The sequence below is a fragment of the Streptomyces sp. NPDC090445 genome (assembly GCF_044769385.1).
In the GTDB taxonomy this organism is placed as follows: Bacteria; Actinomycetota; Actinomycetes; order Streptomycetales; family Streptomycetaceae; genus Streptomyces.
Window position 1 is genome coordinate 429,510 of sequence record NZ_JBIVXV010000001.1, and the last position, 13,588, is coordinate 443,097.

Annotated in this window: 18 protein-coding genes; 6 read left to right on the forward strand and 12 right to left on the reverse strand. The window is 69.5% G+C overall.

All coding sequences use genetic code 11. The features are described 5' to 3' along the window. Window positions 1-72 precede the first annotated feature (72 nt). Window positions 73-210 carry a hypothetical protein gene (locus ACIQUT_RS01960; protein ID WP_403558184.1) on the reverse strand — a complete coding sequence of 46 codons (138 nt, stop codon included), beginning with the start codon at window positions 208-210 and terminating at the stop codon, window positions 73-75. 230 nt (window positions 211-440) lie between these two features. On the opposite strand from ACIQUT_RS01960, the gene ACIQUT_RS01965 reads away from it, so the two are divergent. The 5 genes from ACIQUT_RS01965 to ACIQUT_RS01985 all read left to right on the forward strand — a co-directional run bounded on the left by ACIQUT_RS01965 (window position 441) and on the right by ACIQUT_RS01985 (window position 3,726). Next, window positions 441-1,097, forward strand: coding sequence for a DsbA family protein (locus ACIQUT_RS01965; RefSeq protein WP_403558186.1), 657 nt, complete (start codon window positions 441-443; stop codon window positions 1,095-1,097). Between the two features lies 1 nt (window position 1,098). Beyond that, entirely contained in the window at window positions 1,099-2,193 is a 1,095-nt protein-coding gene (locus tag ACIQUT_RS01970) for a tRNA-dihydrouridine synthase (RefSeq protein WP_403558188.1), read from the forward strand. Window positions 2,194-2,328: 135 nt separating this feature from the next. Beyond that, window positions 2,329-2,811: a nucleoside deaminase gene (locus ACIQUT_RS01975; protein WP_403558190.1), complete on the forward strand. Its 483-nt coding sequence runs from the start codon at window positions 2,329-2,331 to the stop codon at window positions 2,809-2,811. A 91-nt stretch (window positions 2,812-2,902) separates the two neighbouring features. Then, the gene (locus tag ACIQUT_RS01980) at window positions 2,903-3,223 is read left to right on the forward strand and encodes a DMT family transporter (RefSeq protein ID WP_403558191.1); all 321 of its coding nucleotides are present in this window, start codon (window positions 2,903-2,905) and stop codon (window positions 3,221-3,223) included. A gap of 83 nt (window positions 3,224-3,306) precedes the next feature. Beyond that, window positions 3,307-3,726: a DMT family transporter gene (locus ACIQUT_RS01985; protein WP_403558193.1), complete on the forward strand. Its 420-nt coding sequence runs from the start codon at window positions 3,307-3,309 to the stop codon at window positions 3,724-3,726. Between the two features lie 75 nt (window positions 3,727-3,801). Here the strand turns inward: ACIQUT_RS01985 and ACIQUT_RS01990 are convergent, their stop codons facing one another. From ACIQUT_RS01990 to ACIQUT_RS02000, 3 genes are all read right to left on the reverse strand, one after another. Then, complete coding sequence (locus ACIQUT_RS01990; RefSeq protein WP_403558195.1) at window positions 3,802-4,572, reverse strand: SDR family NAD(P)-dependent oxidoreductase; 771 nt, start codon at window positions 4,570-4,572, stop codon at window positions 3,802-3,804. Continuing rightward, a complete protein-coding gene (locus ACIQUT_RS01995) occupies window positions 4,569-5,288 on the reverse strand; it encodes an HAD family phosphatase (protein WP_403558197.1) in 720 nt (239 codons plus the stop codon). Before ACIQUT_RS01995 ends, ACIQUT_RS01990 begins: the two co-directional genes overlap by 4 nt. A gap of 64 nt (window positions 5,289-5,352) precedes the next feature. Then, window positions 5,353-5,985, reverse strand: a complete 633-nt coding sequence (locus ACIQUT_RS02000) for a ScbR family autoregulator-binding transcription factor (RefSeq protein WP_403558199.1) — start codon at window positions 5,983-5,985, stop codon at window positions 5,353-5,355. A gap of 254 nt (window positions 5,986-6,239) precedes the next feature. Here ACIQUT_RS02000 and ACIQUT_RS02005 point away from each other — a divergent pair, with 254 nt between their 5' ends. Next, window positions 6,240-7,172 (forward strand): ScbA/BarX family gamma-butyrolactone biosynthesis protein, encoded by a 933-nt coding sequence (locus ACIQUT_RS02005; RefSeq protein ID WP_403558201.1) that lies wholly within the window; start codon window positions 6,240-6,242, stop codon window positions 7,170-7,172. Window positions 7,173-7,240: 68 nt separating this feature from the next. Here the strand turns inward: ACIQUT_RS02005 and ACIQUT_RS02010 are convergent, their stop codons facing one another. The 8 genes from ACIQUT_RS02010 to ACIQUT_RS02045 form a co-directional block, all read right to left on the reverse strand. Then, window positions 7,241-7,987: a 4'-phosphopantetheinyl transferase family protein gene (locus tag ACIQUT_RS02010; RefSeq protein ID WP_403558203.1), complete on the reverse strand. Its 747-nt coding sequence runs from the start codon at window positions 7,985-7,987 to the stop codon at window positions 7,241-7,243. Between the two features lie 55 nt (window positions 7,988-8,042). After that, window positions 8,043-8,285 carry a DUF6253 family protein gene (locus tag ACIQUT_RS02015; RefSeq protein ID WP_403558205.1) on the reverse strand — a complete coding sequence of 81 codons (243 nt, stop codon included), beginning with the start codon at window positions 8,283-8,285 and terminating at the stop codon, window positions 8,043-8,045. Continuing rightward, entirely contained in the window at window positions 8,282-9,115 is an 834-nt protein-coding gene (locus ACIQUT_RS02020; protein WP_403558207.1) for a maleate cis-trans isomerase, read from the reverse strand. Before ACIQUT_RS02020 ends, ACIQUT_RS02015 begins: the two co-directional genes overlap by 4 nt. Before the next feature lie 62 nt (window positions 9,116-9,177). Beyond that, complete coding sequence (locus tag ACIQUT_RS02025) at window positions 9,178-9,915, reverse strand: transglutaminase family protein (RefSeq protein WP_403558209.1); 738 nt, start codon at window positions 9,913-9,915, stop codon at window positions 9,178-9,180. 14 nt (window positions 9,916-9,929) lie between these two features. After that, a complete protein-coding gene (locus tag ACIQUT_RS02030; RefSeq protein WP_403558211.1) occupies window positions 9,930-11,060 on the reverse strand; it encodes an acyl-CoA dehydrogenase family protein in 1,131 nt (376 codons plus the stop codon). A 90-nt stretch (window positions 11,061-11,150) separates the two neighbouring features. Beyond that, window positions 11,151-11,525 carry an ectoine synthase gene (locus tag ACIQUT_RS02035; RefSeq protein ID WP_403558213.1) on the reverse strand — a complete coding sequence of 125 codons (375 nt, stop codon included), beginning with the start codon at window positions 11,523-11,525 and terminating at the stop codon, window positions 11,151-11,153. A gap of 123 nt (window positions 11,526-11,648) precedes the next feature. After that, entirely contained in the window at window positions 11,649-11,909 is a 261-nt protein-coding gene (locus tag ACIQUT_RS02040) for an acyl carrier protein (RefSeq protein WP_403558215.1), read from the reverse strand. After that, on the reverse strand, window positions 11,909-13,354 hold the full coding sequence (locus ACIQUT_RS02045) for an AMP-binding protein (RefSeq protein ID WP_403558217.1): 1,446 nt from the start codon (window positions 13,352-13,354) through the stop codon (window positions 11,909-11,911). The genes ACIQUT_RS02040 and ACIQUT_RS02045 overlap by 1 nt, the downstream gene beginning before the upstream one ends. Between the last annotated feature and the right edge of the window lie 234 nt (window positions 13,355-13,588).

The window sequence follows — 13,588 nt, forward strand, 5'->3', positions numbered from 1 at the left end:
AGGACCTGCTGCGGCTGAGCCACGCGGTGGCGTAGTGGCGCGGGCACCCGCAGCCGGGGTGCAATCAACCGATCAGCGCAACAGGGCTTCCAGCCCATCGGCTGCCCTGGAGCCCGCCAGTTCCCCGCCCCGGTCCCAGGGCAGGGTCTTGCGCACCTGCTCGGGCAGGGGCCGCATCCCGGCAGACAGCGCCGCAGTGGCGGTGGCCATGTCCCGGCCGTCGAGCCGGACCAGGACGGCGAACGGGTCGCGCGTTCCACGACCGTTGCGATCTGCGCGAGGCCACGGCCGAGGCCGGTTGGCTCGAAGAGAGCGGGGCGCAGGAGGACTTGACATCAAAGTGCATGATCCTGCAACCTTTTGCCGCCCCCCTTCGTCCCCTGGACGCACCGTCAGGGGGATGTTGTTGCTTGCACAATCACTAATCTGGAGGTCGGCGCATGGCTGCCCCCGTGAAGATCAAAATCTGGTCCGACTACGTCTGCCCCTTCTGCATGCTGGCCGAAGGCCCTCTCGAAGAGGCGATCGGCGATGTCGGCGCCGACGTGGAGATCGAGTGGATGCCATTCGAGCTGCGGCCCCATCCCCAGCCCACCCTGCGGCCCGAGGACGACTACCTGCCCCGCATCTGGGAAAGGGCCGTTTACCCCATGGCCCGCCGCCTGGGGGTCGACATCAAGCTCCCCGACGTGTCCCCCCAGCCCTACACCGCCCTCGCCTTCGAGGGCTACCAGTACGCGGCCGAGCACGGCCTGGGGACCGCCTACAACGGACGGATGTTCCGCGCCTTCTTCCAGGAGAACCAGGACCTGGGACAGATCGACGTCCTCACCGCCCTGGCCGGCGAGATCGGCCTGGACGAAGCCGGGTTCCGGGCCGCGCTGGAGAACGGCACCCATCGCGCCAAGCACCAGGAGGCCCTGCGCGAGGCGGCGGCCCACCAGGTGCAGGTGGTTCCCACCTTCCTCATCGGTGACACCCGGATCGAAGGCGTCGCGAGCACCGCCCACTTGCGCAAGGCGATCCTCGACGCCCAGGCGCAGCAGGCCGAGGATGCCGCATACGGCGCCGCCTGCGGTATCGACGGGAACTGCTGAGGTGCACGGCGCCCACCCCGCCCTCACCGCCTGCCGGTTCGCCGGGATGGAGCTGCGCAACAGATTCGCCCTCGCCTCCATGACCCGGGTCTCCGCGACCGAGGACGGCCGGGCCGTGCCGGAGATGGCCGAGTACTACGAAACCTTCGCCGAGGGCGGGTTCGGACTCCTGATCACCGAAGGGACCTACACCGACACCGCCTTCAGCCAGGGCTATCTGCACCAGCCCGGTATCGCGGACGAGGCGCAGGCCGCTGCCTGGCGGCCCGTCGTCGACCGAGTCCACGCCGCCGGGGCGCGCGTCGTCCTGCAGCTGATGCATGCCGGGGCCGTGGCGCAGGCCAACCGGTTCCGCGACCGGACCGTGGGTCCCTCGGCGGTACGGCCGCTCGGTGAGCAGCTGACCAAGTACCGCGGCAGCGGCCGCTGGCCCGTACCGCTGGAGATGACCCGCCGCCAGATCGCCGAGGCCGTCCAGGCCTTCGCCGCCGCCGCGGCCCGCGCCCGCGACGCCGGCTTCGACGGCGTGGAAATCCACGCGGCCAACGGCTATCTGCTCGACCAGTTCCTCACCCCGTACACCAATCTGCGCACCGATGAATACGGAGGGGGCGCCGAGGGACGCTCCCGGCTCGTACGGGAAGTGACAGCCGAGGTCAAAGGCGCGACCGGGCCGGGCTTCACGGTCGGTGTCCGCTTCTCCCACGGGAAGGTCAACAATCCCTCGTGGCGATGGCCGGGAGGTGACGCCGAGGCGCGAGCCGTCTTCACGGCGGCTGCCGCGGCCGGGGCCGACTATCTGCATCTCGCGGGAAGGGGGCGGGACTGGTCTCCGCACGGACCGACGTTTCCCGGGCTCGCCCGGGCCGTCACCGGACTTCCGGTGATCGCCAATGGCGGGCTGCACCAGGACGCGGTGGCACGGCGCATCCTGGACGAGCGGCACGCCGACGTCCTGGCGATCGGCAGGGCCGCGCTGGCCAACCCCGACCTGCCGCGCAGAGTCGCCGCGGGCACGGTCCGGACGCCCTTCGATCCCCGGCTGATCGAACCGCTGGCGACATTGGCCAACGCCCGTTCCCATGCGAACGCTTGACAGTTATTACATGCACATACAAGATTAATGCCGTAGGTTGAGATTTCTGAAGGTGGCCTCTTGTTCTGCTCATGTTTGCATGTGCAGGCAAGTTGCGGGTTCAGGTCTCAGGGCAACTCGGGAGACGAACTGCTCATGCGTACACACGACAGCGAACTGATGGACCATGTCCACGAAGCGATCCGGATCAGCCGCGAGCACGTCGCGCAGGGTGGAATCCCCTTCTCCGGCGTGATCGTGGGCAACAGCGGACGGATCTTGGGGACCGGCTTCAACCGGGTCCGCGAGGACAACGACCCGACCGCTCACGCCGAAGTGGTCGCCCTTCGGGAGGCCACCACCAAGCACGGGCTCCGCGCCGTGGCGGGAGCCACTCTGATCGCCTCCGGTGAACCCTGCGCCCTGTGCTACATGGCGGCGCTGTATGCCGGCATCGGCCATGTCGTGCACGCCGCCGACCGCCGGACCGCTGCCCGGTACGGCTTCGACTACACGAGCTCGTACTCCATCTTCGCCGAGGATCCGGAGACATGGCCCTTCCAGGTCACGGCACTGCGACTGCCCGAAGCAGAGCAGCCCTTCCAGGACTTCCTCACCATGAGCCGAGCCCGGCGATAACCCCGACGGCCCAGGGCTCCCGCCTCCCCGCATCGTCGTACGACGCCCTTCACCCCCACTCACCACCATTCACCGTACGGAAGGACCCCCCATGCACTGGCTCTACCTCGCGATCGCCGTCGTCTTCGAGGTGACGGTCGCCATCGCCGCCGGAAAGGCCGAGGGCTTCAAGAACCGCAAGTGGACCTCCATCACCCTGCTCAGCGGGGCTGCCGCGACCTTCTTCCTCAGCAGGGCGCTGCTGAAGTTCGACGTCGGCGTCGGCTACGCCCTGTGGACGTCCGTAGCCGGCGTCGGCATCACCCTCCTCGGAGCGCTGTTCTTCGGCCAGCGTCTGACCTGGAACAAGGCGATCGGCATTGTCCTCGTCATCGGCGGCGTCGTCGGCCTGCAGCTGAGCGGTTCCGCCTGAGCCCGGCGCAGACCTCCCGGCCGCGCATCCTGTGCAACCCCGCAACCACCTGACGAACATCCCCACGAGAGGACTCATCTCCCATGTCCAACGCAGCCCGGACCTCCGCCAACGCCTGGCTCATGCTCCTTCTCGCCGGAGCCTTCGAGATCGGGTACGCGCTCGCCGTCGGCGGCAGCGAGGGCTTCACCCGTCTGACCTGGTCCCTGGTCGCCGTGGTGTTCTTCCTGCTGACGCTCTACGCACTGAGCCTCGCCCTGCGCTCGATCGACGTGAGCATCGGTTATGCCGTCTGGGCGGGTATCGGCGCGGTCGGCGCCGCGGTCTTCGGCCCGCTCTTCTTTGACGAGAGCCTCACCGTGGCCAAGGGCGCCTGGCTGGCGGTCATCATCGTCGGGGTCGTCTGGCTCAAGCTCGCCGACCGCACGAAGTCCCCCGAGGCGGCTGCCGGGGCGCGGGAGACCGAGCGCCCCGCGGACAGGGCCGAAGCACTTCAGGTCTGATGCTCGCCTACCGTACGCCCCAGGCGCCTGCTGCCCCTCCGTACAAGGGTGGTAGGCGCCTGCGGCGTACCCCCCTCACTTCGCGGTTCTGCCGCCGTCCACCGCGAGGGCGGCTCCCGTGGTGAAGGACGAGGCGTCCGAGCAGAGCCAGGCGGCGGCGCGGGCGATCTCGGTCGGATCGGCGAGGCGCCGCTGGATCGCCTTGGCGCCGAAGCCGGAGCGCACGGCGGGGCCGACCGAGAGGACGCCGTCCATCATTTCCGTGTCCGTGCTGCCCACCACGAGGGCGTTGACGCGGATGCCGTGCTCGCCGTACTCGGCGGCCGCCGCCCTGGTCAGGCCGATGACCGCGTGCTTCGCGGCCACGTAGGGCGCCGAGGCGGCGGTGGCGCGTACGCCCGCGACGCTCGAGGTGTTGACCACCGAGCCGGCACCGGCCTCCAGCATGACGGGAATCTGGGCGCGCAGACAGTTCCACACGCCGCGCAGATTGACGTCCAGGGTGCGGTCGAAGACGTCCTCGGGGAGTTCGTGCAGTACGGTTCCGGCGCTGGCGTAACCGGCGTTGTTGAACCCGCAGTCGAGCCCGCCGAACCGGCTGACCGCCGTGGCGACGGCGCGTTCCATGTCCGCGGGACGGGTGACGTCGCCCGGTACGGCCACGGCCCGGCCGCCGTCCTTCCTGATGCGCTCGGCGACCTCCTCGACCCGGTCGGCCCTGCGGGCCACGAGTACGACGGCGGCTCCTTCGGCGGCGAAGTGGTGGGCCGCCGCGGCGCCGATTCCGCTGGAAGCGCCGGTTATCAGCGCCACCTTGCCGGGCAGCAGCGGTCCGGTCGGTGTCACGCGCGGCTCCCCTGGCCGGTCGCGGGCCGGGAGGGGCTCCAGAACGAATCCGAGCTCATCTCCCGGTCTATTCGGTGCAGCAGGGCGTCGTCGAGCGCGTCGAGACTGCTGATCACGTGGCGCACGCCCGCCTCCCGCATGAGATCACGCTGGTGGCTGTGGACGAAGGCGGAGGGGTGGCCGACGAACGCGGTGCCGAGTTCGCGGGCCGCGTCGGCGGTCCGGGCGACGTCGTCGACGAAGAGGGCCTGGCCGGGGCGGAGCCGGAAGACGTCCTCGGTGATCTCTTTGAAGCCGGGGCGGATGTCGTTGGTGCAGACGTAGCCGGGGCCGTCGAACAGGTCGGCGTAGCTGCCGAGATGGCGGTCGAAGTGGTCCTTGCCCAGGCCGCCGTAGCAGACCGTCTGCAGGCCCGCGCGCCGCAGTCGGTGGAGCAGGTCGGGGGTGCCCGGCGTGATGGTGACCGGGTGGCGGTCCACGTAGGCGGCGCGCTCCTCGAAATAGGCGGCGAGCGCTGCTTCGCCCGTCATGCCACCGCCCACGGCGGCCGCGAGTAACCGGCCGGCGATGTGCCGCGGCTGGGAGAAGACGGACCGTTCCAGCTCGGCGGTGTACGTACCGCCTCTGCTGACGATGAAGTGGTGGATCACCGGGCTGAAGGTGTCGTTGAGCAGGACACCGTCGATGTTCAGGGCGGCCAGGCGCAGGGTGGGCATGCGGCTCCGTAGGGATCGTTTCAGACGGGCGGAGTGGGCAGGACGGCCGGGGTGAGCAGCGCGTTCAGGGCATCATCGAGGCGCCGCGGGCGGGGGTCGAGTCGGCGCGGGCGATCACGGACGGGACCGCGATGCCCGGAAGGAGCAGGTTCCACATCTGCTGGGTGCGCTCGGGAAGGTCCTTGCGGCCGCAGACGACGTTGGAATACATCTGCATCCCGGTACAGGCGGCGACCACGAACTCCGCGACCACGACCGGATCGACGCCCGGCTGCAGCTCGCCGTCGTCCCGCGCGTCCGTCAGGCACTTGGTCATGATCCCGCGGAAATTCTCGTACGGGTCGGAGTCCAGGGAGCTGCTCACGGAGGCCTGTTCGTTCGTCAGCCGTACGCCCGCCCGGAGCAGCGGGTCGCGCTGCAGCTGCCACGACCACACGAGGGTGAGGTCGATGAGCCGCTGCAGGCCGCCGGCGGCAAGCAGCGGGACGATGGTCTCCGGCTGGCTGTTCATCACCGCCTTGGCCAAGCCCTCCTTGGAACCGAAGTGGAAATAGAGAGCCCCTGCGGTCACTCCGGCACGCTTGAGGATGCGGGTGATACCGGCCCCCGCATAGCCGAACTCGTCGAAGACCTCTGCAGCTGCGTGCAGCAGCGCGCGCCGGGTCTGTTCCGCCCGCTCCTGTTTCGGTTGCGCCATGCCTCTCACCTTCTCAAAAAAGAACGCTTCTTACGATATCCGAGTCGACCACGGTCTGAGCAAGTTCGATTTGTGCAGGTTAGGCAGTCTATGACCCCTAACCTCCTTGAGGCGATCAAAAGATTTCCCACGATCGCTTGCCCTTGACTGGAGAAAACAAAAAGAACATTATGTTTGAGCCGGATACGCGGAGTGGCCGCAACTCTCTCTGTGTAGCCGTGGCGACAACGATCGATCTTGTGGGGGGGGCGGAGTTGTCTGTTTCCGTACTGGGCCTTGAGGCGCAGCCGGTCCAGCAGTGGCAGGTGCACAAACTGCAAGGGGAGGAAGTCCTGCTCAGGGCATGGGCCGAGCCGTTTCCGGGGCGCTGTGTGATCACTGCGCGCTGGCCGCAGGGCCATGTCTTCTACCGGCCGTCGCAGGGTGTGTACGACCCGATGCTGCTCGCCGAGAGTGTCCGCCAGGCGGTGCCGCTGCTGTCCCATGCCGTCTACGGCGCTCCTCGGGAGCACAAGCAGGCATGGGAGCACTTCAGTTTCGCGATCGAACCGCTGGCGTCGCTGGTGACCACCGCCGAGGAGGAGGTGCGCCTCGTGCTGTCCTGCTCGGACGTGGTCCGCCGCGGCGGCAGATTCGCGGGCATGACGATGGACATCGAAGTCCACCTGGGGGAGCGGCTGATGGGTACCGCGCTCACCCGCTTCAACAACCAGCCGGCGGCCATATACCGGCGACTGCGGGGGAGTTACGCGGACACCGGCGCCGCGCTCGCGCGCTGCCTTCCGGCGGGCCCGCCCGTGGAGCCGCACCGGGTGGACCGGCGCTCCCCGGACGACGTGGTGCTCTCACCGGCTCCGGGTGGCGGGCCGGGGCAGTGGATGCTCCGGGTGGATCCCGCGCACCCGGTGCTGTTCGACCACGCCGTCGATCACGTGCCCGGGATGCTCCTTCTCGAGGCGGCCCGCCAGGCCACCCACGCCGTCGTCGGCGGCGACGGCGCTGAGGTCGTCACCGGGATGAGGACGAACTTCGCCCGGTACGTCGAGTTCGACGCCCCCGCTGTCGTCCTGGCCGGCGAGCCGGTCCGCGACGGCACGGGCCGGCGCCGCTTGGATGTGTCGATCGAGCAGCACGGCGTCCGGGTCTTCACCTCCGAGGTGACCGTCGAGCCGCTGATCGGCCTGTAGGCCGTATCACGCGGCGCGGCGGGCGGCTCGTATCCCCTCCGAGGGGATACGAGCCGCCCGCCGACGGGTCAGGCACGCACCGGCTCCGGCATCGGCTCCGGGAGTTCCTCGTGCACGGTGACCGAGACGTGCACCGAGGCCGGGACCGCGAAGCTGGCCTCGTACCCGGGTGGTGCGAGCAGTTGCCGCACCCGCCAGCCGAGCGGCTGGCCGGTGAGATCCAGCCGCTTCATGATGGCGGACATGCCTTGTCCCGTCGCCTTGGCCATGGCCTCCTTGCGGGTCCACAGGCGGGCGAAGTCCCGGACGAGGTCGTCGTCCGCGCGGCCGCCCAGCCACTGCTGTTCCCTCGGATGGAGGAACGGCAGGTAGTCGGCGACGGATTCCGGCGTCGGCCACGACTCGATGTCGATGCCGACGGTGGCCTCGGCGACCGCGATGGCCACGTAGTCGCCGCTGTGCGACATCGAGAACTCCACCGCTTCCCGTCCCGGGTCCGGATCGCGGATGGCGGGCCTTCCGTGCGCCCCGCCGCAGCCGGGACACGGCTGCCGCAGGAAGCCGACGCTCCTGGGTGAGCAGTCGAGCGAGGACCCGAGAACACTCCGCAGCGCCCAGTGGGCGAAAACGTAGGCCTCCCGGCCGGCCGGCTGCGGTATCCCGGCCAGCCGGTGCCGTTCCTTCTCGTCGAGCCAGTCGGGCGCGGCCTCGTCGGCCGCGAGCCACGGCCCGGCCGGGGCCCGGACGATCCAGATGCCGACCGGATCGAGGACCTCCCCCGGGGGTGCGTCGGACCACTTGAGGTCGTGTGTCATGTCGATACGGCTCCTGATGCGGCGAGGACCCGGCCGGTCCCCGCCACGGGTCGGATCAGGCGGTGGCTGCGAGCAGCGGCCACGGGCCGGTCGTGGCGTACTGCTCGAGGTCCTCTTGAACGAGATAGCGTCGGAATCCCGGCACCTGGTCCGCCGGGCACAGCGCTCCGCGATACAGCACCATGCCGCGTACGCCGGTGCCGTCGTCGCGCCAGCACACCAGCGGGATGCGGTACTCCGGCGTATCGCAGGTCTCCTGCACGGCGGCTTGGTAGCCGTACGCGGACAGCAGGCTCATCGGGCCGCCTCCGGCGACGTGCCCGTGGCCACTGCCCGGGCCTCGGGGCGGACGCCGAACAGGGCGCCGTAGTCGGTGATCCGCGCGGCGGCCTCCGTCCCGCCGGCGAGGTGCAGCGCATGCCAGAAGAGCACCTGGTTCGCGGTGAGTACGGGGATGCCGAGCCGCTCCTCCAGGCCCGCGATGGTACCCACGGCGCGAATGCCGTTGCCGGCGACCAGCACCGCCTGCGGCCGCTGCGGGGCGACGGTGGACTCGACCCACTGCACCAGCGCCTCCGGCGTGATCAGTTTCTGGTTGCTGGGGAGGCCGCAGGGCCCGTGGTGGACGACGTCGAAGCCCCGCTCGCCGAAGTACGAGGCACCCATGGCGGACAGCTCGTCGTCGAACCACGGCGGATTGACGAGCGCGATCCGCTCGGCGCCCAGGGCGTTGAAGCCGGCCGCCGCCGCGTGGGTCGTGCCGGTGAGCGGGATGCCGCGGGTCCGCTCGGCGAGCCGCTCGAACAGCTTCTGCTCGCCGTCGGCGCCCAGGACGTACGCGGAGCTGGTGAACCCCAGGGCGATGGAGTCCAGCGGGGAGGCGGCGAGCAGTTCGACGGCGTCGTCGATGAAGGGCGGGTCGATGAAGGCGCGCACCGGGTCATGCGGGATCTTGGGGTCCATCTCGCCGCCCGGGCGCATCGCCCCGAAGGGGACGCGTGAGCCGTGGACGGAGACATCGCGCGGCGCCATCGCCTGAAGCTCGGACTCCGGACCGACGTCCGCGTGCGGAACGACGACGCCGATGCGGGCGACCGCGGCCCAGCCGTCCTCCTGGAACTGCGTCATGGGGTGCTTCTCCTCTTCTGCTGTTCTTCTGCTGTGTCGTTGCGGATCCGCCGCGGCGCGGCTCAGGACGCTTCGTCGGCGAGTGAGCCGCCGCTGACGGTGCCGGTGCCGTCCTCGTCCAGGAACTTCGGGTGCTTGCGGCGCATGGCGCCCATCACGAACTCGTAGGGGACGTCGTCGAAGTCGCCGTGATCGGTGAGGAATTCCATGCTCTGCCGCCCCTGTGCGTCGAAGGGGTGGTAGAGGCTGTCGGAGCGGCCGTCGAACTCCAGCGGGGTCATGCCGTACAGCCGGCACAGGAGCTTGTTGAAGACCGGGGTCACCTTCACCCAGCGGCCGGCGAGATACACGGTGGCCAGGCCGTGGAAGAAGACGTCGCCGCCGATGTACGAGCGCAGCCGGTCGGAGGCCAGGTGGTTGCGTACGTCGCTGTAGTGCAGCCGGGCGGGGATGCCGACCGCGCGGCAGCAGGCGGCGTAGAGCGCCGACTTGTGCAGGCAGAAGCCCTTGCCGCCGGCGATGATGCTGGATGCCCGCAGGCCCTGCGGCGACAGGTCGGCGCCGTAGACCTCGTAGTGGATGCCGTCGCGCACTGCGTAGTAGAGGGCGACGGCGAGGTCGACCGGGTCGGCGGCGGCACGGTCGATGTCGCCCAGGGCCTTGTCGACGAAGGCCTTGACGGTCTCGTCCTCGTAGTCGAGGAAGTCGGTGGCCGCCGTGAGGCGGGCGCGGTCGTCGGCGGTCAGCTCCTCGGACGCTGCCGGCTGCTGGGACGTGGCGTCGGCCAGGGTGTCGGTCATGCGGGTGCCTCTCGTCACAGGCCCATCAGGGCGGCGATGCAGTTGCGCTGGATTTCGTTGGTGCCGGAGTAGATGGAGCCTGCGGCGGCGTTGCGCAGTTCACGCTCGATGCCCGTGTCGGTCAGGTAGCCGCGGGCGCCGAAGATCTGGATCGCGTCCTGGGCGGTGCGCTGGTTGGCCTCGCTGACCACGATCTTGGTGGCGGCCACGTCCAGCGATGCGTCCTTGCCCTGCTCGACCTTGCGGCCGGTGTCGTACAGCCATTTGCGGGCCGTCTCCACGGCGATCTTCATGTCCGCGATCTTGTGGGCGACCGCTTGGTTCTTGCCGATGGCACTGCCGAACTGCTGCCGGGTGGTGGCGTGCTCGACCACCCGCTTCAGGCGGTGGGTCATCTCGCCGAGGTTGACGGCGAAGGAGAACAGGACCTCCCGCTTCATCACGTAGTCCATGATCAGGAAGCCGGCTCCCTCGCTGCCCAGCCGGTTGCCGACGGGCAGCCGGACATCCTTCAGCGTGACCTCGCTGATAGGGGAGGTGCGCAGCCCCATGGTCTCCAGGGGTTCGCCGACCGTCAGGCCCGGCGTGCCGCGTTCGGCGAGGAAGGTGCTCAGCCCGAAGGCGCCCGGCTTGCCGGTCCGGACATAGAGCAGGAAGAGGTCGGCGACCGGGGCGTTGGTGATGAACAGCTTGCCGCCGTTGAGTACGTACTCGTGGTCCTCGCGGACGGCAGTGGTCTGGATGTTCATCACGTCCGAGCCGTGGCCCGGCTCGGTGATCGCGTGCGCGGTGATGGCCTGCCCGGAGGTGACCTGCGGCAGGTAACGCCCGCGCAGCTCGTCGGAGCCGAACGCCTGCAGCGGGATACCCACACTGACGATCTGGGTGGACGCCGAGAAGTTCAGGCCGGCGTCCCGGCTGGTGTGGCCCAGACCCTCCAGCGCCGCCATGGTCTCGGTGAGGGTCCGGCCGGCGCCGCCGTACTCCGGCGCGAAGGGGAGGGTGAAAAGCCCGGACCGCTGCAGCGGCTTCCACTTCTCGTGCGGGAACTCGGCGGCGCGGTCCCAGCGGGTGACGTCGTCGTTCAGCTCGTCGGCGTAAGGGGCTGTGACGCCGTACGTGTCTGCGGCCTTTTCTGCTGTCATGCGTGTTCTGCCTTGCCTTTCGCGGGGCGATGGGCGGTGGACGCCGGGTGCGGGGCCGCGACGACGCGGCCCCGCACCCGGCATCGCGGGTCAGTAGCGGGAGAATCCGTCCTCGGAGAGCGAGTGCTTCTCGTCGCCACGCAGTGCCGGGCTGAAGACGGAGACGAGGAGCAGGTCCTCGTCGTCGGAGGCGATCAGGTGGTGGGCGTCGTTCTTGTCCAGGGCGTAGATGGTCCCGGGCATGATCTTGTGACGGGTACCGTCCGTGGCGACGACCTCGCCCGAGCCGCCTATGCAGTAGCAGGCCTCCAGGTGGCCGAGGTACTGCAGCCCGCTTGAGGTGCCCTGGCGGACCAGCGTCTCGCAGACGGTGAAGCCCATACCGTCGGCCTCGGTGAGCAGGCGGTGGCTGGTGCCGCTGCCCCACTCGACCGCGGGGACGTCGGAAAGAGAACGGACGATCATGGCGTGTACTCCTGTCATCACTGTGCTCTGGGCGTGTGCGTGCGCGTGTGCGCGTGCGTGTGCAGGTGGTGCGGGTTGTGCTGCGTGGGGCGTGTGCTGTGTGCGGGGAGAGAGAACGGCCTGTCAGACCCTGGTCGGAGTGGCCTGGCTCACGAAGCCCCGGATGTCCGCGAGAGTGCGGTAGACATCCGGCTCCAGCGGGATGTCGTCGACGGGGATGCTGTACGTCTCGGCGATCCAGGAGATGAGGCGGACCAGGCCGAGGCTGTTCACGACGGTGCTCTCGATGAGGTCGAAGTCGTCGGTCAGGTCCTCGGTGTCCTCACCGGCCAGGAAGTCCTGGACGATGTAGTCGCGGATCGGATCGTTGGTGCCGGTGCTCATCACGAGCCTCCGTTCAGTTGGGTGTTCTTGATCGAATTGCGGTTCGGCTTGCCCGTCGGGGTCTTCGGCAGCGGGGTGCCGCCCAGCCCCACCGAGCTGGGCACGGCGTGCCGCGGCAGGTGCTTCGCCGCGTACGCCCGCAGGGCCAGCGAGCTCAGGGAGGTGCCGTCCCGGCGCACCACTTCGGCGTGCAGCCGACTGCCGGCCTCGGGGCAGGGCAGCGCGACGACGGCGGCCTCGACGACGTCCGGATGTGCCTCGAGGACGGTCTCGACCTCCAGGGTGTTGGTACGCACACCGCGCACCTTGACCTGGAAGTCGGTACGCCCCTGAAGAAAGAAGCTGCCGTCGGCGTCGCGGTGGACGAGGTCGCCGGTTCGGTAGAACACGGCGTCGCCGCCGCGCGGGTCCGGGACGAAGGCGTGCGTGTTGCGGGACTGCTCCAGATAGCCGCGGGTCTGGAAGGGGGTGTGAACCAGCAGTTCGCCGGTGCCGGGACCCCGCAGGACCTCGGTGCCGTCGGCCCCCTCGATCAGCAGCACGGTGTCGGTGCCGTCGATCGGGGTGCCGATGGGCAGCGGATGCACGTACGCGGCCGGGTCGATGTCGTGGATGAAGCTGTCGTTGGTCTCCGTACAGCCGAAGACGTTGTGGAAGCGGGCGGCCGGACAGGCGGCGAAGGCGTCCTGCAGTCCCTGCTCGGAGACGGCCTCCCCGGTGAACACGACCGTACGGACCGCCGGGTAGCGGGCGTCGTCCGCGGCCAGGAGCCGGTGCAGCAGCGGCACCCCCTGGACCAGGGTCACTTCGTTGCTCTGTGTGATGTCACGCAGGTAGCCGGCGTCCCCGCTGGCCCCGGCGTCGGCCAGTACGACGGTGCCGCCGACCTCCAGCACCGCCCAGACGTCGAGGAGCGCCAGGTCGAAGTTGAGCGGCGAGAAGCTCAGCGACCTGGTGCCGCCGTCGAGCCCGAACTTCCCTGTGGCCCAGGCGCCGAAGCGGTCGAAGGCCTCGATGCCGATCGGGACGAGCTTGGGTACGCCGGTGGACCCGGAGGTGGTGAGGGTCAGCAGCGACTCCTCGGGGTCGGGGGCGCTGAAGCCTTCCGACAGTGCGGGGTCGGCCTCCTCCCGCGACAGGGTCACGCCGCCGCCGGGGACCGCGGCGGCGGACAGCGGGCCGTGGGCCTGGGCGATGAGCGTGGACAGGGCGGCGGCGCCCAGGCCGGGCGACGGGACCAGGGTGTTGATCCCCTGCCGCCATGCCGCCAGCAGCAGCGCGATGGTCTCCGGTGACTTGTGGGCCGGGACGCACAGGGCACGTACGGGGCCGAAGTCGGCGCCGTCGAGGTCCGCGGCGGCGTGGCGGGTCAGCCGATCGAGGTCCGCGTAGGTGACCCGTCGGCCGGCGAAGACGAGCGCCGTGCTGTCGGGCTGTTCCTGCACGTGCCGGCTGATTGCCCGCAACAGGCGAGGCGAAGGCAACGGTTCCCCCCTCGTGGAATTGGCGTGTTCTTGGCTACGAGAGAGAACCTATGGGTTCGTATTTGCATGGTCAAGCATATAAATTTCGATCGGGATGTGATCCAGGTCACTGGCTCGCACGCCGGAAAGAAGCTCAAGCATGCAAAAGACGGCGGGGGCGCCGGGTCACCCCGGGCGCCTCCCGCCGTCTGTCGT